The organism is Roseibium sediminis (assembly GCF_008711325.1).
GTDB lineage: Bacteria > Pseudomonadota > Alphaproteobacteria > Rhizobiales > Stappiaceae > Roseibium > Roseibium sediminis.
In genome coordinates, this window is sequence record NZ_VXDB01000005.1 from 1 (window position 1) to 17,392 (window position 17,392).

A 17,392-nucleotide genomic window follows, 5' to 3' on the forward strand; every position below is an offset into this window, starting at 1 on the left:
AGTTCTCAGTGACAATTTATGGGGCCACCGGGTCAGTTCTCAGTGAAAATCAACAGCCTTGGGGGCTTAAGCGAGGCGTTTGACTTTTTCAGCCACCACCCCGAACAGATGCGAAAGTTCTTCCTGTCTGACGACCTCCATTCCTTTGAAGTATCGAAGATGGAGTAAGCCATGGCCGGAATGTCAGATGCCGCATTGGGCCTCGATGACCGTTATGGCACCCATGCTTATGACAAGTGCTCCTATGCGGGTTATGTGGCGGAGCAATTCTACCAGTATGCCGCGGCAATGAAGATGGTCTATGTGCTGGCCACCGATGAGGCAGCACGATCCCAACTCATTGATGCCATCAACGAAGGAATTTCCGGGTCATCTGTTGTTCGCTTTTTGAGTTCTGCTTCGAATGAATTCGCAGCGCAGCGCCTGCAAGATCCACTGCTCATCGAAATGGTCACAGGTGCGTCGTCTGACGCTGTCGCTTCCGCTCTGGGGCTGCCGGGTTCCCGGCCTGAATCCGACTTTGACCTTGATGAAATAAATTCCATTCATTCGCATCTTGCCAAACAAAGATTGAACTCAGCGCGCTATCAGGCCGAAAAGCAACGAGCCATGAGCGACCTGAAAAATGGCGCAACGTCATACTGGAGGGAAATCAAGCGTCGGCACTCCGAATGCGGCTTCATGTATGCAGCGCTAACGGTCAGCACAGATGGAGCCTTTGTTTTGGGCGGGCTGGCACTTGGGGCAGGTCTGGGGGCGGCTGCGATTAAGGCGATGCGCTCCATCAAGTTTTTCGCAGCTCGCGTGGTGAACGGAAAAATCAAGGTCACAGCAAAACATGATCTGACCGGGGGCAAGATCGAACGCGAATTCACCACGAAGGAGCTTGAAGAGGATTTTGGGACGCCGGACAAAAATCATGCCGGAACATCAGACAACGAAGCAAATGTACCAACCGGTGAAGGCAAGAAAAAGAACGGCGGCAGTGACAGGGATCAGGATACAGAAAAGACCGACGAATGGCCTGACGGGTCCTACCGCAATCCTGACGATGTGCAGGGAATGCGCCGGGCTGAAGATGGCGAGGCCATGATCAAGGACCGAAACGGGGATTGGACCCGTGTGTCGCAAATCCCGAAGACGGACAACGTCTGGAAAGGGCAATGGGGGGAAGCGGTTGCCGATCAAAAGGCACGTCAGGATGGTTGGGAAAAGATCAACGGGCCGGATACGCAGATAACAGGCAAGGACTTTCGCGGGCGCGGCATTGATGGCATTTATCGCAATCCAAAACCGCCGCCAGACTATTTTGTCACTGATGCCAAAACGGGTAAAAGTGGTCTCAATACCACGACAAACGGTAAGCAACTTAGTGACAAATGGATTAAACACCACTTGCAGGAAATGGTTCGCAATAAGCAGCTTACCAAAGACCAAATGGATGACATTCTTGAAAGCAATCAACCGCTTGTTCAGCGTGTCACAGATGATGGCAAGGTGAAGCTTGAGACCAAGGATAAGACACCCTTTCGAAGTGAAGACTAACCGCGCGCAGAGAGTATGATGAGAGATACTTACAAGGACATGGCCTATTTTGAGGCTCAATTACAGAATGATCTGCCACGAAAACAGAAATCCATCGAAAAGCTTGCAAACCCGGACATCACCGATCAAGCGAAGCAAGCTAGATTAGATATTCTGTTTGATATACAGCTAGACCGTACATTGACCTTCTACAATATAGGAAAGCCAGTTGATGAGGTGATTGGCGAGCTTAATGCTGCGTGGCCTCTGTTCATTGAAGCTCATAACTTCTCCGCTTCTAACTCCAGAGAGCCTTCAGGAAAGCTTCAATTGACGCCTGCTGAAAAAAACAAGATCTTTCCGCTTCTTGTCCTGTCCAATGCGCCAAAGGCAATCACCGACACCATTTTTGACTACACGAACTCTATTCTCAATTATGAAGTCGATGTCGCCCGTGAACAAGAACTGGATGTAGGGTTTGATCCGTTCACATATGAGTTCGCCAAATACCTGAACTATTTGTCGGCCCGGGTTCACGATGAGCTTACGTGGCCTGCTTTATACGGCAAGCTTTATGAGTGTTTCACGCGCCATGAAGGCCACCGTCCTGATATCCTCAAGGAGTATGTCGATAACTGGCAGAAAATTGCCACCAAGGAAGAGTGGTACCTCAAGGACGAACACAAGATGGATACCAATGACGAGTTCCGTGGCTATTGGTGTTTTCTTGGAGCTGCAGTGGCGAAGATGCTCAAGATCGATGATCTCGCACTGAAAGATCATCCGCATTACCCTTACGACTTGGTCCACTACATGCCATCGTAAAGACCGAAGGAGCTCAACATGCCAGCAGCGCATAGAAAAGGGGATATAGGGTCCGGGCACGGGTGCCATTTTCCGCCATCTTCTGCGACCGGTGGGTCGCCGAATGTCTTCGTCAACGGTATTCCGGTGATGCGGGTAGGCGACAGTTATGCGCCCCATGGCTGCCCGGCGTGTCCAGTGCCGCCTCATGGACGGGCTTTGGCCGCCGGTTCGCCGACTGTTGTTGTCAATGGCAAGGCGGCTGGTCGCGTCGGCGATGCGATCAATTGCGGTGGATCTGCTGCTGCAGGCTCCGGTGACGTGTTTTTTGATGGCTGATCCATTGTATTTGCCCGTCATTGTCGGGGTTGATTGAATGGCTTCTCCCAATCTGCCGATAGATCTCGGCAATGGCATTACCGCGCTCGATATCCTGCAGGGGATTTGGGCCAGTGAACGGGTAAGGTCTGCGCCGGGCGAGGGAACTGAAGAGCTGGAATTCAGTGAATACAAGCCTGGCTCCGACCAGCAGTTATTGGCAATGCTGGGTACCTTTCCGGCAAGCCGCTGGAGGGAGCTGTGCAACGGAGCGGGTTGGACGCCAATTGCCGCCTCGGCCTTGACCTGGTGCAAGGATGGAGATCTTTCCGACGCGCTGACCGTTTACCGCGAACTTGGGCAGATCCCTCAACCCGCCGGTGCTTTGGAATGGGCCGCCACCATGCTGAAACCCGATCTGCTTCCCGAAAACCGGTTTTCGGTTCTGATTGAAAATGGAGAGGATGCGGTCGGCCTCGGCGTGCTGATCGCCGCTCGCCACGAACCGCCCATTATGGACATAGACGCCGCTCTTGAAGCACGGTTGAATGTAGATTTACGCGCTCTTCTTGATGCAAGAAGTCATGCTAGCGATTTTAAACCGGAGCTGGTTGTCGGATAGGGCATCCTTAGATAGTCCGCCCAGAAGAACCTCTGGAAGCCTTGCATCGTGTGGTAGTATCCATATTTTTTCGCCCATTTGTTTTCAGGCGACGGCTCCGTGGGTTTGGTTTTGCTCCTGATAGAGCGGTGCCATGTTGATGTATTTTTGCGCTGACCATTTGCCCACTGCGATGAGCGCGACAATGACAGAGGCATTCAAACTAGCAGCTTAACCTGAGCAGATTCCGCTGGGTCGATACACCCAAGGGGAGTGGGGCAGAGATGCAGGCAGGGCTTGATGCGCCTACACGGCAACACGGAAGCGGCCTGACTGTTTGCGCTCGGTTTCCATTTTGCGCAGCCGCGCCACTGCATCGCTCACCCGCGGGTGTCGATAGCGCAGCAGCGACTTGATATCGACGTGGCCGGAAAAGTCCATGACTTGTTCTGCAGTCCATCCGTTATCGAAACAGCGTGAAATCGCCTCATGTCTGAAATCATGCCAGCGCCAATGGACAACACCAGCCCGCAGCCGCGCCCGCTCGAACGCGTCCTTCAGGGCATCGGCGGTAATGGGGAAGATATGCCCTTGCCTCTTCTCGGCGCCGGCAAGCTCTTCGACGATTGTCTGCGCGGCGCAAGTCAGCAGGATGTCCCGTCCGCGCCCGTTCTTGGCGTCGTGCAGGTAAATCGTTCCCCCGTTGTGGCTGTAGTCTCTCCAATGAAGGCGCAGCATTTCGGACCGCCTGCACCCGGTTTCCAGAGCGAACCGGGCGGCCGGTAGAAGAAGACTGTTTGTGGAGCAGGCGAATGCATGGAAGAGCCGGTCCTCTTCATCAGCTTCAAGCCGGATAATGCGCTCGTCCCGTACCTGGGGGCGGCTGACCTGGTCCAACGGAGAGCCAAGCATAGCTAGGTCAATCGCGGCCTGTCTCATGACCGGCATCAGCAAATTCATTTCCCGGCGGACGGTGCTGGATTCCACGTCTTCCAGTCGCAGTGACTTCCAGTCCTCCCAGTCGTGGCGGGTAATATTCGCCATGCTCATCTGGCAGAATGCCGGATATCGTTTGATGAAAGCGGAAAGGCGTGCGGTTTCGCCGTCTTTGCCCTTTTTGTCGCTTCGCTGGACTTCCCTGATGGCATTCTCCAGCACTTCGCCGAGGGTGATCCGCTCTGGAGCACGGTGGTCGCGACGGCTGCCATGGTTGCGGTCATTGAGGACCTGGACGACGGCGGCATCGGCATCCGCCAGCCGGTCGAACGTTTTTGTGTAGTCGGGAAAGCCTTTCTTGCGAATCTTGACCTGATAGCCGGTCAGGCGCCCGTCTGAGGAAATGCGCTCATATACGTGAGGATGGTCGTTGAGTTTCTTGGTCGGCACGGGACATTGGTTCCTTGGAATCGGATTTGTCCCAAATTTGTCCCAAACCCATGAAAGGAACAAATTTTCAGCGTAGAAATTTCGCTAAGCCATTGAAAACATTGGCGCACCCGACAGGATTCGAACCTGTGGCCTTTGCCTTCGGAGGGCAACGCTCTATCCAGCTGAGCTACGGGTGCTTGGCCGTGCCATGATAGGCAGGCAGACAGAAAGTCCTGATACCTGATTGCCGAAGATCGGGCAATGGCTTTCTTTCAGTTTTATCCGCCCGGCCACCTTCATGAAGGCAAAACGGAGCAGGGGTTCTCGACACGAGCCCGAGGAGCTCAAAAACGACTGCACTCCATTTGAAGTGATACGCTTTGGCCTGTCACACGTATTGAAGAAAAGACTTTTCCAACAGAGCGTCTCAGGCATGCCCGTTCGTCATCTTGTTTTGGTCATGGCCGACCAATTGTCGACCACGATCTCGTCCCTTCGCAATTTCGACCCCGTTCAGGACCATGTGTTGATGGTCGAGGTGATGGAGGAGGCAACTCATGTGCCGCATCACCGAAAGAAGATCGTCTTCCTGTTGTCCGCCATGCGCCATTTTGCGACGGAGCTCGGAGGCAGGGGCTGGCCGATCAGCTATGTATCCCTTGATGACCAGAACAATACGGGCTCATTTACCGGTGAAGTTGCGCGAGCCGTCGAGCAGCTTTCACCCCAGACGATCGTTCTGACGCGTCCTGGCGAGTGGCGGGTCTTGCAGATGGCCGAAGCATGGACCCAGCTGACCGGCTGCCCGATCGAAATTCGCGAGGATGATCGGTTCATTACCTCTCCGGATGAATTCCAGCGATGGGCGGAGGGGCGCAAGCAACTTCGCATGGAGTATTTTTATCGTGAGATTCGGCGCAAAACGGGATTGCTGATGGAGGCTGGAAAGCCCGCAGGCGGCAAGTGGAATTTTGATGCAGAAAACCGCAAGCCGGCGTCCGGAGACCTGTTTCGTCCGCAGCCCGCCCGCTTTGCTCCCGATGAAATGACTCTGGAAGTCCTTCAGCTGGTGAAAACCCGATTTGCCGACCGGTTCGGTGACCTTGAACCGTTCTGGTTTGCGGTGACGCAAGAGCAGGCGACACGGGCATTTGATCATTTTGTTAAAGAGGCATTGCCGCTCTTTGGCGACTATCAGGACGCCATGCTGCGCGGCGAGCGCTTCCTTTATCACTCAGTCGTTTCCGCCTATCTCAATGTCGGTTTGCTGAACCCGCTGGAGATGTGCCGTCGGGTGGAAGAGGAATATCTGGCAGGGCGGGTGCCGATCAACGCAGCCGAGGGGTTCATCAGGCAGGTCATTGGCTGGCGCGAATATGTCAGGGGCATCTATTGGATGAAGATGCCCGGCTATGTCGACGAAAACCACCTTGCAGCGCAGAGACATTTACCCTCGTTCTACTGGACGGGGGAGACGGACATGATGTGCATGGCCGAAGCGATCAGCCAGACCAGAGAGGAGGCGTATGCTCACCACATCCAACGCCTCATGGTGACGGGTAATTTTGCTCTTCTTGCCGGTCTGTCGCCGAAGGGCGTTCATGAGTGGTACCTGAGCGTCTATGCAGATGCATTTGAATGGGTCGAACTGCCCAACACGCTCGGTATGAGCCAGTATGCGGATGGCGGCATTCTCGGTTCAAAACCCTACGCGGCAAGCGGGGCGTATATCGATAAAATGTCGGACTATTGTTCCAGCTGCTCCTATGATGTGAAGCAGAAGATGGGTGAGGGCGCATGCCCCTTCAATCTGCTCTACTGGCACTTTGTAGACGGGAACCGCGGCCGATTGAACGGCAATCCAAGGATGCAAATGGTCTACAGGACCTGGGACAAGATGTCTGGGGATCGACGTGGACAAGTCATCGCAGATGCTGAAAAAATTTTAGAGAAACTGGATGCAAACGAGCGGGTCTGAAGGCGTGTTTCACGCAGATAGCTCAGCGTTTCATGGGCTCGATTCGGGTACAAAGGCTCATGCATCCGGGAGTTTGCCGTCCGATGATGCGGGCGCGCAAAGGAAATTTCGATCTTCCTCAAGGGGAGTTGAACTGCGCCGCGACCATCCTGAGAGAAGTCAAAATTACTGTAAAGTCAGGTACCTGCAGCGGTTTGCATAGAATTTAACATCAGAAAATAGTATTTGTTTACAATAATTTACAAAATACACGCCGATGGATTACCTCAAGTCTGTATGATTTTGTCATTGTGCATTATATCATGGAGTAGTCTTGCAGGTGAAGCGAGGTGTTTTTGACCCGTTCCTTCAGCTCAGGATGGCAAAAGCCAAAAAAAAGCGCGGCCAGAACGACCGCGCGAATAAAGTTACTGTGCACGTGGCCCCATCGACCACAAATGCATACTACTTCGATTGTTTCGATTTGTCATTACCGTAATCTAACTTATTTTCATGAGAGTGAAGTTCCGCGACGAAAGTCAGTCTCGATTCAACAGGCGTTTTTGATCAATCAGCGCGTGCAGAGCGTCCATTAACCACCAACCGGAACGCTTCTGCCTAGTTCGGGCATTTGAAAGGTCGTTTCGGCAAATAGCCGGCCGGTACCTCTGCGGTTACCTCTACCTGCGTCAGTCCCCGGCCCTTGAAGCCAAGACGGCGGGCGGCCTCGCGGGTAACGTCAATGACCCGCCCCTTCACGAACGGACCCCGATCGTTGATCCGGACCGTAAGCGTTTTCCCGTTTCTCAAGTTGCGCACGGTAACATTTGTTCCGAAGGGCAGGGACCTGTGCGCGGCATGCAGACTGTCCGGGTTGGCGCGTTCACCGCTGGCCGTCGTTCCGGTCAGTTCGTACCAGGACGCTTTCCCGCATTGTGTAATGACCTTTGTGGTTGGCCATGCGGGAGAGCTGAGGGTCAGGCCGCATAGAAACAGGCACAGACGGGCGGCGCTAAGGCGCATTGTAGTCTCCTTGGTCGATTTTCGGCACAACGTATGAAGCCGTTCGAGCATCCCGTCCGCATTACCCAAGCGGAGGGTATGTATTGCTTATGGACCGCAAGTCGAAAATTGTAAATGCAAAATTAAGAATTCGTTAAGCATACGAAATCATTAACCTGTGTGCATATTGCGACCCGGAATTAGCTGATAGTTAATCGTGTTAATCTTGCTTCGTCGGTGAGGGCGCGGGCTTCCGACAGAAAAACAAATGAAACGCGGCAAAGAGGGTGCGACTTCGTGCGGGGTGGAGACAGCTTTTCAAGGCAAATACATGCCGATCCTTCGGTCGTGCCTGAGCGCGCCCGTGTGGTTGTCGCGCCCTCTTCGCAAGAGGCGACGATTGAGGCGATCGGGGCCATCTTGCGGCTTTCGCACGAGCCTTTGGCCCTGTTGTCCGTCTCGTCCGGTGTGCTTGCCGCAAATTCTGCCTTTACGGCCCTCACTGGTGCATGTTCCGGAACTATTCTGGGCGAAAGGATTTCGCCCACAAGCTGGTCCCGTTTATCTGCTCTCCTCACAACTGCGCCAAAGGGGATACAAGCAGAACTTCAAGCAGAGTTGCTGGACTGCAATGGGCGCCGAATTGCCATGGCAGCAAAGGCATTGCCTCTCCCGGCCTTCTTGCCGGGTGAAGCCGGACAAGTTGTTCTGCGTCTGGTCGGGAAAGAGCGAGGAGCTACCCTTGGCGACCCCGGGTTTGCGCTCTGGAACGAGCATTTTCCCGACCGCGTGGTCTTTATCAATTCAGCTGCAACTGAGAATGAGCTGTCGGACAGGCTTGAAAGGCTGGCGCAAGGGGCGATCGTTCGAAGCCAGCTTGCAACCGCTCTGGAGATCGTGCGGACCGAGGGAGCGGCAGTCCTGTATCCACGCACCGGCGATCATGAGGAAAATTGCAGTCTTGGAGATGTTGCGAATGCGACAGAGCTGAGGCTTGTGGCTGTGGCTTCAACGCCACAACGAGAGAGCGGAATTCTCGCGATCGCCCGCGACGGGGTGATTGATCCGGTTGCCGCAAAACGCAATCAGCAATTGGCTCGTCAAGATCCGTTGACGGGCCTTGCAAACCGGAGAGCCTTCGGTGCGCTGGTACAACGTGATCTGGAACGCTTCAAATCCGGCAATAGCGAGTGTCTCGCCCTGATTTACGTTGATCTTGACGGGTTCAAGACGGTCAACGACCAAGGAGGGCATGAGACCGGTGATCTCATGCTGCGTGAGGTTGCCAATGTACTAAGGCGGTCCGTTGGCGAGTTGGGCCACCCTGATGCGCCGGTCGGCAGACTTGGCGGAGACGAATTTGCAGTTTCTTGCACTGTAGCCTGCCACGAGGATGGGCTGGACATGGCATGGCGTGTTCTCAAGGGTATTGTCGACATCAGGCTTGAACGAAACGGGTCAATTTACAGGATTGGTGCATCGATCGGGGTGGCCGTCATTCAGGCTCGCGATTGTATGGCCGGAACAAAGGCATCAGATATTCTGCATCAGGCAGATATCGCCTCGCTCGCCGGCAAGAATTTTGACGAGCCAACCGTGTTTAATGCGCCGTGGCCCGCAGCCGAACCGGTTCGGCTCGTAGCGCCTCGTGGTGTATGCACCGGCCCCAAGACGCCGAAAGCCGGAGAGCTGGAGCTGTTTGTGCAACCGATCCGCCTGTTCGCAAGCGGAAGGCTGGCGGCAGGAGAGGTATTGCTCAGGACGCCGGAAGCAGGGCGCGGCAGGCGATCGCCCCGAGAACTGGTCACGACCGCAGTGCGGCGTGGATATATATCGCGGATCGACTGCTGGGTTCTCGACCAGATAATTGACCGTCTTGCCTCTGCGCCTGCGCGCATGCTGCTGTCGGTCAATATCTGCGGGCAATCCGCCGTATCAGGGGACCTGTGGCAAATGTTGCGGACGCGGGTTGGCAAGGACCCGGTTCTCGCAAAATCCCTGTGCCTTGAATTGCGCGAAACGGATTTGCTGTCCGATATCGACGGGGTAGGCACGTTCATGAGGCGGGCATCCGGGTTGGGATGTCAATTGGCGATAGACAGTTTTGGCGGAGGATGGGCTGCTGTTTCAGCAGCGCTGGACTTGAAGGTGGACTGGCTGAAGCTGGATGCAAGCCTGACAAAACAGCTTGCTGGAGGGCCGGTGCTGGCGACGATCACCAGACCGCTGGTTCACCAACTGGCGGGGGCAGGCATTCGAACCATCGCCAAGAACGTCGAAACAACTGAGGAATACCGGTCACTCAAGGCTCTGGGGGTGACGGCGGTACAGGGCTACCTGATCGGGCGGCCGCAAAAAATGAGCGCAGAATGCAGGGTGCTGCGATAAGTTTCTTGGCTTTGCTGCAAAACGGAAAAGGCCTCCGGCGTGGTTTTCAAACGCCGGAGGCCTTTTCAAAGATCGTGCAGAATAGTGAGATCAGATATCCAGATTGGCCACGCTAAGGGCGTTGTCCTGGATGAACTCGCGCCGCGGTTCTACCTCATCACCCATCAGCTTGGTGAAGATATCATCGGCATCATCAGCCTCCTTGATCTTCACCTGAAGCAAGGAGCGGACATTCGGGTCGAGCGTCGTTTCCCAAAGCTGCTCAGGGTTCATCTCGCCAAGGCCCTTGTAGCGCTGCAGAGAGATGCCTTTTTGGCCAAAGGAGAAAATCTGCTGCAACAAGGTGCGTGGGCCGCGAATTTCCTGCGTCGTGTCCTTCCGGCGAAGGGTTGCTGCCTTGCCGTAGATTTCCTGAAAATGAGCAGCTTGCGCGTCGAGGCGACGGGCGTCTGCCGAGCTGAGCAGGGCGGGATCAATGACCGCAACTTCTTCTACGCCGCGCACCGTGCGCTTGAAGATAAGGTTGCCGTCTTCCCGAGACTCTCCTGTCCAGCCACGTTCGAATTCGTCAGCGAGAATGTCGAGGCGGCGGGCGATATAGGCTGCCGCTTCCGCAGCCTTGTCCCTGTCGTGCAGAACCTCAGGGTTGAGGGCGCCGGCAATGGCCGCCTGCTCCACGACATCCCGGCTGTATCGGGAATGAAGACCATCAAAGATCGAATTGAGTGTCTGTGCGGTTTCGATCACCGAGCGAAGATCCTGCCCACTGCGAACTTCGCCATTCGCCAGCGTCAGCGTGCTGTCTTCCAGACCGCCGGAAATCAGATAATTCTCGAGAGCTGTCTGATCCTTGAGGTACTGTTCCGACTTTCCGCGTGTCACCTTGTAGAGCGGCGGCTGGGCGATATAAATGTAGCCATTCTCGATCAGCTGCGGCATCTGGCGGAAGAAGAATGTCAGCAGCAGCGTTCGAATGTGCGCACCGTCCACGTCAGCATCGGTCATGATGATGATCTTGTGATAGCGCAGTTTTTCGACGTTGAATTCTTCCTTGCCGATCCCTGTCCCAAGCGCCGTAATCAGAGTGCCGATCTCGTTCGATGAGAGCATCTTGTCGAAACGGGCGCGCTCCACGTTGAGGATCTTGCCTCGCAGCGGAAGAACGGCCTGATTCTCGCGGTGGCGGCCCTGTTTCGCAGAGCCACCTGCCGAGTCACCCTCCACCAGGAAGAGTTCGGCCTTGGAAGCATCGCGCTCCTGACAATCGGCAAGTTTGCCGGGAAGGGACGCAATGTCGAGTGCGCCTTTGCGGCGGGTCAGCTCACGCGCCTTTCGGGCGGCTTCACGCGCCGAGGCCGCTTCGACAACCTTCGAAACGACGGCTCTTGCCGGGGTCGGATTCTCTTCCAGCCACTCGGAAAGTGCCTGTGAGATCAGGTTCTCGACAACGGGGCGGACTTCCGAAGAAACCAGTTTGTCCTTCGTCTGGGACGAGAATTTCGGGTCAGGAACCTTGACGGACAGGACGCAGGTCAGGCCTTCACGGCAGTCATCACCGGAAAGGGAAACCTTTTCCTTCTTCAAAAGCCCGGCAGATTCCGCATAACCGGTCACCTGACGGGTCAGCGCCGCCCGGAAGCCGGCTAGGTGCGTACCGCCATCCCGCTGCGGGATGTTGTTCGTGAAGCACAGGACGTGCTCGTGATAACTGTCGTTCCACCACATCGAGGCCTCGACGGTGATGCCGTCGCGCTCCGAACGTGTCGTGATGGGAGCTTCGATCAACGGGTGCTTGGCCCGATCAAGATAGCGCACAAAGGCTTCAAGGCCGCCTTCGTAGAACAGCTCTTCAACCCTGGGCTCAACACCGCGCTTGTCGGTAAGGATGATACGCACGCCGGAATTCAGGAAGGCGAGCTCGCGAAGGCGGTGCTCCAGAGTGGCGAAATCGAATTCGATCCGCGTGAAGGTTTCAGGAGACGGGAGGAACGTAACTTCCGTGCCCTTCCGGCCATTGGCGGCTCCAATGACTTCAAGCGGCGCTACTGCTTCGCCATGGGCGAAAGCCATGTAGTGTTCCTTGTCATTGCGCCAGATGCGCAATTCAAGCTTGGTCGACAGCGCATTCACCACCGACACACCTACGCCGTGAAGTCCGCCGGACACCTTGTAGGAATTCTGGTCGAACTTTCCGCCCGCATGCAGCTGGGTCATGATGACCTCGGCAGCTGACACGCCTTCTTCGGGATGAAGATCCGTCGGAATGCCGCGACCGTTGTCGGACACGGTAACCGAGCCTTCGGCGTTCAACGTGACAGTGACGTGATCGGCATGACCGGCCAGTGCTTCGTCAATGGCATTGTCGACCACCTCGTACACCATGTGGTGCAGACCGGACCCGTCATCGGTATCGCCGATATACATGCCCGGCCGTTTGCGAACCGCATCAAGGCCTTTCAGAACCTTGATGGAGTCGGCGCCGTACTCGGTATTTGGGGTCGGCTCACCGGAAGGGGTCTCGTCAGGAAGGGAAGTGTCGCTCATGCGAATCAGTCACCGATCGATTTGAATTGATTACCCCCGTTATAAGGGGTCTGGGGGATGGTTCAACCATGGGGGCTTCCCACAGGGCCGGAAACGGCGTTAGTGGTGGAAAACCTTGGAATTATGCGGGATTGAATGCCTTTTCAGACCGACAGCATCCGCGCTGCTCCATCCTCGATTGCAAAAAGTCTGGAGGCGTCTGGAAGACTGGCAAACAGGCTTTCATCCGTGCCGGTCATGAATGTCTGGCATCCGAGCGCTTGCAGGCGGGCAAACAACGCTTCTCGGCGGCCCGGATCAAGGTGCGCGGCAACCTCATCGAGCAACAAAACTGGTGTCATTCCACTAACTGCTGAACTGAGATTTGCATGAGCCAGTATGAGGCCGATCAAGAGGGCTTTCTGTTCGCCGGTAGAAGATTGCGAAGCCGGCATGTCCTTTGCGACATGATGCACACACAGGTCTGTCAGATGAGGTCCGCAGAGGGTGCGACCAGCCGCCCGGTCACGTCCGCGCCCGTCCTGAAGCAAATGGCGATACCGGTCTTCCTGATCGGAAGCCGCCTGATCGGCAGTTTCCGCTTCGAACTCCCCGACAAGCTCAAGCGCGGCAATGGGAAACGGCAGCCCGAGTGAGGCCTGTGCCTCAAGTGTCGTTTTCAGGAGGCTGACAGTTTCCCGCCTTGAGAGGGCAACAGAGGTACCAAGCTCTGCCACCTGATGTTCTATGGCCGACAGATACTGCGCCGAGCCCCCTTGTTCCAGAAGCCGGTTGCGTTGGCGCAGCGCCTTTTCAAACGACGACACCTGCCGCCCGTGGGCAGGATTGAGGGACAGTGTCAGTCGGTCGAGGAAGCGCCGTCTGTCGGAGCCGGGACCGGTAAAGAGGCCGTCCATAGCGGGGGTCAGCCAGAGAATGCGCACATAATCAAGCAGGCTGTCGGATGTCCGCTGATCAACCCCGTCGATCCTGACCCGCCGGCCTGCATCGCCCGGAAGAAGGCCGGTGCCGAGGGAGACGTCCATTCCGTCCTGCTCGACCCTTGCTGCAACGCTCCAGCTTGTGTCGCCGTCGCGCCGTGCAACGTCCCCGAGGGCCGCTCTTCGCAACCCGCGGCCAGCTGTCAGATAGGACACAGCTTCAAGGACATTGGTCTTGCCCGCGCCATTGGCACCGACAAGGGCAACGAGTTGCGCCCCTGGATCGAGTTCCAGAGACGCATAATTTCGGAAATTGGTCAGGCTCAGGCGTTTCAGCCGGGAAGTCCGAACGTCAGCCATGGCGCCTCAGCAAGAAGAGGGGTCAGACCCGCATCGGCATGAGGACAAACAGGCAATCTTCAACCGTGTTGTCCTGAATGAGGGTCGGAGAGCCGGAATCCGCGAGCCGGAACAGGGCCGTGTCGCTGGACAGCTGGTTCGCGATGTCGAGGAGGTAACGGGAATTGAAGCCGATATCCATCGCGTCAGATGCATATTCGACAGCCAGTTCTTCCGTTGCGCTGCCTGAATCCGGATTGTTGACGGTCAAGACCATGCGCCCTTCGGAGAGCGACAGCTTCACGGCGCGCCCGCGTTCGGAAGAAATGGTAGAGACGCGGTCCACGGCTTCCTTGAATTCGTCGCGGTCAACGCGCAGTTCCTTGTCATTGCCTTGCGGAATGACACGGCCATAGTCAGGGAAAGTCCCGTCGATCAGCTTGGAGGTGAGGACGATCGAGGCGGTCGTGATACGGATCTTGGTTTCCGACAGCTCGATACGAACTTCCGCAGCCGGGTCTTCCAGAAGCTTCTGGATTTCGCCGACAGTCTTGCGCGGAACAATTACGCCTGGCATGCCCTGGGAACCGCTTGGTGCGGCAACTTCGGCCTGCGCCAGACGGTGCCCATCCGTGGCGACTGCCCGGAACCGTTGTCCGCCTGCAGTATCCACCGTGTGCATATAAATGCCGTTCAGATAGTAGCGGGTTTCTTCTGTCGAAATCGCGAACTGCGTCGCGTCGATCAGCTTGCGAATATCGCCTGCCGTCAGTGTGAAGCCATGGCTGAACTCCCCGGCTGTCAAATCGGGGAAATCGGATTCCGGCAGCATCTGAAGCGTGAAACGTGAGCGGCCGGCACGGATTTCCAGCGTGCTGTTGTCGCCAGTTGTCTCCAGAACCACTTGCGAGCCATCCGGCAGCTTGCGGACGATGTCATAGAACATGTGGGCCGGGACGGTGGTTGCACCACCCATCTCGATCATCGCGGGAATGGTCTCGATGATCTCGAGGTCAAGATCTGTTGCCTTGAGATTGAGCGAGCCGCCATCAGCCCGCAGGAGCACGTTGGAAAGGATCGGGATCGTGTTCCGGCGTTCCACGACCCGGTGAACGTGGGTCAGGGACTTGAGAAGGTCGGTCCGCTCGAGGGTCGCTTTCATACGCAAGTTCCGTGCTGATACTGCCATGAGCCCGGCGAAAAGCCGGGATAGGCGATTGAAGTTGTTGGCTCCGGTTAACAGAGCGGGGCAACGAAACTGCCCTCTACAGCGCTGAAATGCAAGAGGGGCGGCCTAGTCGCCGCCCCTCAAAACAGGATTTTTTGTGATTACGCGTCCAGCATGCGCTTCAGGAGTTCGATTTCCTGCGCAAGGGCATAATCCCCGCGGGCCAGTTCCTCGATCTTGCGCACGGCATGCAGCACCGTTGTGTGGTCGCGATTGCCGAAGCGGCGACCAATTTCCGGCAGCGAGCGCGGCGTCATCACCTTTGCCAGATACATAGCGATCTGGCGCGGGCGAACGATGGTGCGTGTGCGGCGCGCAGACAGCAAGTCGGCCTTGGTCACGTTGTAGTGCTTGGAGACAACCCGCTGGATGTCTTCGATCTTCACCTTGCGCGGCTCGCTGGAGCGCACCAGATCGCGGAGCGTCAGCTCGGCCATTTCCTGGGTAATCGGCTGATTGGTCAGCTGATTATGGGCCACGAGGCGGTTGAGAGCACCTTCCAGATCGCGGCCGGAAGAGGCAACATGGCGTGCGATATAGTCAAGAACCTGATCGGGAACCTCGAAGTTCGGATAGGTCTTGCGCGCCAGGATCACGCGGGAGTCCAGAATGCTCCGGCGGAGCACGAAGTCGGGCTCATGGATGCCAACAACAAGGCCGCCGGACAGACGGGAGCGGACGCGATCGTCAAGGCTGTCGAGTTCGGACGGTGCGCGGTCTGCAGCAACGATCACCTGACGGGCACCATCGATCAGGGCATTGAGCGTGTGGCAGAATTCCTGCTGTACCTGCTTGCCGTGAAGGAACTGCATGTCATCGATCAGCAAGAGGTCGATCGTGCGCAGGGTGTCCTTGAACGCGAGGGCCGACTGGGCCTTGAGTGCTGATACGAACCGGTACATGAAATGTTCGGCGGTCAGATACAGAACCTTGCGGCCGGAAGCGCGGGCCTTTGCAGCAACGGCCTGCATCAGGTGTGTCTTGCCGAGGCCGACCGATGCATGAAGGAACAGCGGGTTAAAGGTCACCGAGCCGCCGGAGGCAACCTGACGGGCTGCAGCAAGCGCCAGCTGGTTGGACTCACCTTCAACAAAGGTCTCAAAGGTATATTTGGGATCAAGCGCTGCGCCCTGAAGAACGTCACGCGAGGATTCATTGTTGGTTTCACCGCGGCCAAGCGCAGCTGTTGCCGCTTGCGCTGCCGCCACGCGGTTGGGTTCACTTGCCGGAGTGCCAACGCGAGCGTCGGAAATGGACGGCATCACTTTCTTTGCAGAACCAAGCGCCGGTTGACGCGGCGCTGTCGCCACCTGACGCGGACGAATAGCGCCGCGAACAGTCAGTTCGATACGATGAACGTTCTCACACTCACGCTTCCAAAGCCCGATCAGCTGATCATTGTAGTGAGACTGAATCCATTGCTTGAGAAACCGGGTCGGCACCGACAGGCGAACCGTGCCGTCGGAATGTTCTTCCAGATCTACTCGCGCAAACCAGCTGGAAAAGACATCATCGCCAAGCTCGGCTCGCAAGCTCTTCTTGACACGATTCCAGTGTTCAGAGCCAGTGGTCTCATGAACCTGCATATACGCCTCCTGTCTTTTCGAAGAACGGTCCGCCACAGCCATTCTTCTGCCACCGCGCCGCATGTTACGGCATTATATTGCCCTTGTTGGGCGCTTATTTATTTGGGCACCGATTTCGCGCCGCCCCGATCCGCCCGAAGGCGGAAATTCATACTTCGGCCCAGGCTGTTTCGAGAGTGAAACAACACCCAGAATTGACCGGTCTGGTGAACTGGTCCGGATTTGCCCGTGGGAAACCCTCTGCAGACAAATATCTGTCTTGCAGCTGATCGGGCGATGCCACACAGGGCATCTGTCCGCTACCGTTGGAGCGGCACAAAAAGTCTATCCCGGCGTCCGGGTCAAGCCCTTTTTCTGGGCATCTGTTCGACCGGTGCAGTTCCCGTTTGGTCAGGTCACGCAAAGCGCGCAGGAGTGGGCCTTCAAAACCCGAAGCGACACCAGAGAGATCGCCGGAAAAATCAGATAAGCCATCACTGCCTGATTTTTTGGCACTGCGGCAAATGTGCTTGAAGACAGAAGACGAAAGCGGAAGAGTTCCTGCAGTTGTATTTTGATAGCTTGCAACCTCAAAAAGCACAGCAGAGCTCCTTTCAATGACAAGGTCATTGATCTTATCGAATTCCAAATTCAGGGAAGAAACGCGACTAGTATTCGTATGGGGCTAATACAAAAATGTATTAGTTGTATTGCGTATTCGTCCGTGCACACAACTGGATTTGTTTATTTCAAACTTTGTCATATTCAATCCAGGTAGTTCGATTTCTTGTTTTCTTACGGCTTGTTTCGCCGCTGACAAGAGAAAGATATACA

Annotated in this window: 13 protein-coding genes and 1 tRNA gene; 6 read left to right on the forward strand and 8 right to left on the reverse strand. The window is 56.0% G+C overall.

Annotated features, from left to right (window positions below; all coding sequences use genetic code 11):
* Positions 1 to 171: 171 nt before the first annotated feature.
* From F0155_RS06125 to F0155_RS06140, 4 genes are read left to right on the forward strand one after another with little or no spacing between them, the layout of a single operon-like run.
* Positions 172 to 1,545 carry a hypothetical protein gene (locus F0155_RS06125; RefSeq protein WP_150523614.1) on the forward strand — a complete coding sequence of 458 codons (1,374 nt, stop codon included), beginning with the start codon at positions 172 to 174 and terminating at the stop codon, positions 1,543 to 1,545.
* Between the two features lie 18 nt (positions 1,546 to 1,563).
* Positions 1,564 to 2,349 (forward strand): PoNe immunity protein domain-containing protein, encoded by a 786-nt coding sequence (locus tag F0155_RS06130; protein WP_161599761.1) that lies wholly within the window; start codon positions 1,564 to 1,566, stop codon positions 2,347 to 2,349.
* A gap of 18 nt (positions 2,350 to 2,367) precedes the next feature.
* Positions 2,368 to 2,667, forward strand: a complete 300-nt coding sequence (locus F0155_RS06135; RefSeq protein ID WP_150523616.1) for a PAAR domain-containing protein — start codon at positions 2,368 to 2,370, stop codon at positions 2,665 to 2,667.
* Positions 2,668 to 2,704: 37 nt separating this feature from the next.
* Complete coding sequence (locus tag F0155_RS06140; protein WP_150523617.1) at positions 2,705 to 3,268, forward strand: hypothetical protein; 564 nt, start codon at positions 2,705 to 2,707, stop codon at positions 3,266 to 3,268.
* A gap of 285 nt (positions 3,269 to 3,553) precedes the next feature.
* Here F0155_RS06140 and F0155_RS06145 read toward each other — a convergent pair whose 3' ends face one another.
* Positions 3,554 to 4,633, reverse strand: coding sequence for a tyrosine-type recombinase/integrase (locus F0155_RS06145; RefSeq protein ID WP_150523618.1), 1,080 nt, complete (start codon positions 4,631 to 4,633; stop codon positions 3,554 to 3,556).
* Positions 4,634 to 4,735: 102 nt separating this feature from the next.
* Positions 4,736 to 4,812, reverse strand: a tRNA-Arg gene (locus F0155_RS06150).
* 236 nt (positions 4,813 to 5,048) lie between these two features.
* On the opposite strand from F0155_RS06150, the gene F0155_RS06155 reads away from it, so the two are divergent.
* Positions 5,049 to 6,593 carry a cryptochrome/photolyase family protein gene (locus F0155_RS06155; protein ID WP_150523619.1) on the forward strand — a complete coding sequence of 515 codons (1,545 nt, stop codon included), beginning with the start codon at positions 5,049 to 5,051 and terminating at the stop codon, positions 6,591 to 6,593.
* Between the two features lie 597 nt (positions 6,594 to 7,190).
* Here F0155_RS06155 and F0155_RS06160 read toward each other — a convergent pair.
* The gene (locus tag F0155_RS06160) at positions 7,191 to 7,595 is read right to left on the reverse strand and encodes a septal ring lytic transglycosylase RlpA family protein (RefSeq protein ID WP_150523620.1); all 405 of its coding nucleotides are present in this window, start codon (positions 7,593 to 7,595) and stop codon (positions 7,191 to 7,193) included.
* 276 nt (positions 7,596 to 7,871) lie between these two features.
* Between F0155_RS06160 and F0155_RS06165 the strand changes: the two genes are divergently transcribed.
* Positions 7,872 to 9,962, forward strand: a complete 2,091-nt coding sequence (locus F0155_RS06165) for an EAL domain-containing protein (RefSeq protein WP_150523621.1) — start codon at positions 7,872 to 7,874, stop codon at positions 9,960 to 9,962.
* A 90-nt stretch (positions 9,963 to 10,052) separates the two neighbouring features.
* On the opposite strand, the gene gyrB is transcribed toward F0155_RS06165, so the two are convergent.
* The 5 genes from gyrB to F0155_RS06190 all read right to left on the reverse strand — a co-directional run bounded on the left by gyrB (position 10,053) and on the right by F0155_RS06190 (position 17,159).
* Positions 10,053 to 12,506: a DNA topoisomerase (ATP-hydrolyzing) subunit B gene (gyrB, locus tag F0155_RS06170; protein ID WP_150523622.1), complete on the reverse strand. Its 2,454-nt coding sequence runs from the start codon at positions 12,504 to 12,506 to the stop codon at positions 10,053 to 10,055.
* A gap of 143 nt (positions 12,507 to 12,649) precedes the next feature.
* Positions 12,650 to 13,786: a DNA replication/repair protein RecF gene (recF, locus tag F0155_RS06175; protein ID WP_150523623.1), complete on the reverse strand. Its 1,137-nt coding sequence runs from the start codon at positions 13,784 to 13,786 to the stop codon at positions 12,650 to 12,652.
* 22 nt (positions 13,787 to 13,808) lie between these two features.
* Positions 13,809 to 14,927 carry a DNA polymerase III subunit beta gene (dnaN, locus tag F0155_RS06180; RefSeq protein WP_150523624.1) on the reverse strand — a complete coding sequence of 373 codons (1,119 nt, stop codon included), beginning with the start codon at positions 14,925 to 14,927 and terminating at the stop codon, positions 13,809 to 13,811.
* Between the two features lie 167 nt (positions 14,928 to 15,094).
* Entirely contained in the window at positions 15,095 to 16,579 is a 1,485-nt protein-coding gene (dnaA, locus tag F0155_RS06185; RefSeq protein WP_244303468.1) for a chromosomal replication initiator protein DnaA, read from the reverse strand.
* A gap of 148 nt (positions 16,580 to 16,727) precedes the next feature.
* Positions 16,728 to 17,159 carry a hypothetical protein gene (locus F0155_RS06190; protein WP_150523626.1) on the reverse strand — a complete coding sequence of 144 codons (432 nt, stop codon included), beginning with the start codon at positions 17,157 to 17,159 and terminating at the stop codon, positions 16,728 to 16,730.
* Positions 17,160 to 17,392: the final 233 nt, after the last annotated feature.

Bases quoted from the DNA above. Each gene is read 5' to 3' on its own strand.
- F0155_RS06125 (WP_150523614.1), top strand. From the start codon at position 172: ATGGCCGGAATGTCAGATGCCGCATTGGGCCTCGATGACCGTTATGGC.
- F0155_RS06130 (WP_161599761.1), top strand. From the start codon at position 1,564: ATGAGAGATACTTACAAGGACATGGCCTATTTTGAGGCTCAATTACAG.
- F0155_RS06135 (WP_150523616.1), top strand. From the start codon at position 2,368: ATGCCAGCAGCGCATAGAAAAGGGGATATAGGGTCCGGGCACGGGTGC.
- F0155_RS06140 (WP_150523617.1), top strand. From the start codon at position 2,705: ATGGCTTCTCCCAATCTGCCGATAGATCTCGGCAATGGCATTACCGCG.
- F0155_RS06155 (WP_150523619.1), top strand. From the start codon at position 5,049: ATGCCCGTTCGTCATCTTGTTTTGGTCATGGCCGACCAATTGTCGACC.
- F0155_RS06160 (WP_150523620.1), bottom strand. From the start codon at position 7,595: ATGCGCCTTAGCGCCGCCCGTCTGTGCCTGTTTCTATGCGGCCTGACC.
- gyrB (WP_150523622.1), bottom strand. From the start codon at position 12,506: ATGAGCGACACTTCCCTTCCTGACGAGACCCCTTCCGGTGAGCCGACC.
- recF (WP_150523623.1), bottom strand. From the start codon at position 13,786: ATGGCTGACGTTCGGACTTCCCGGCTGAAACGCCTGAGCCTGACCAAT.
- dnaN (WP_150523624.1), bottom strand. From the start codon at position 14,927: ATGAAAGCGACCCTCGAGCGGACCGACCTTCTCAAGTCCCTGACCCAC.
- dnaA (WP_244303468.1), bottom strand. From the start codon at position 16,579: ATGCAGGTTCATGAGACCACTGGCTCTGAACACTGGAATCGTGTCAAG.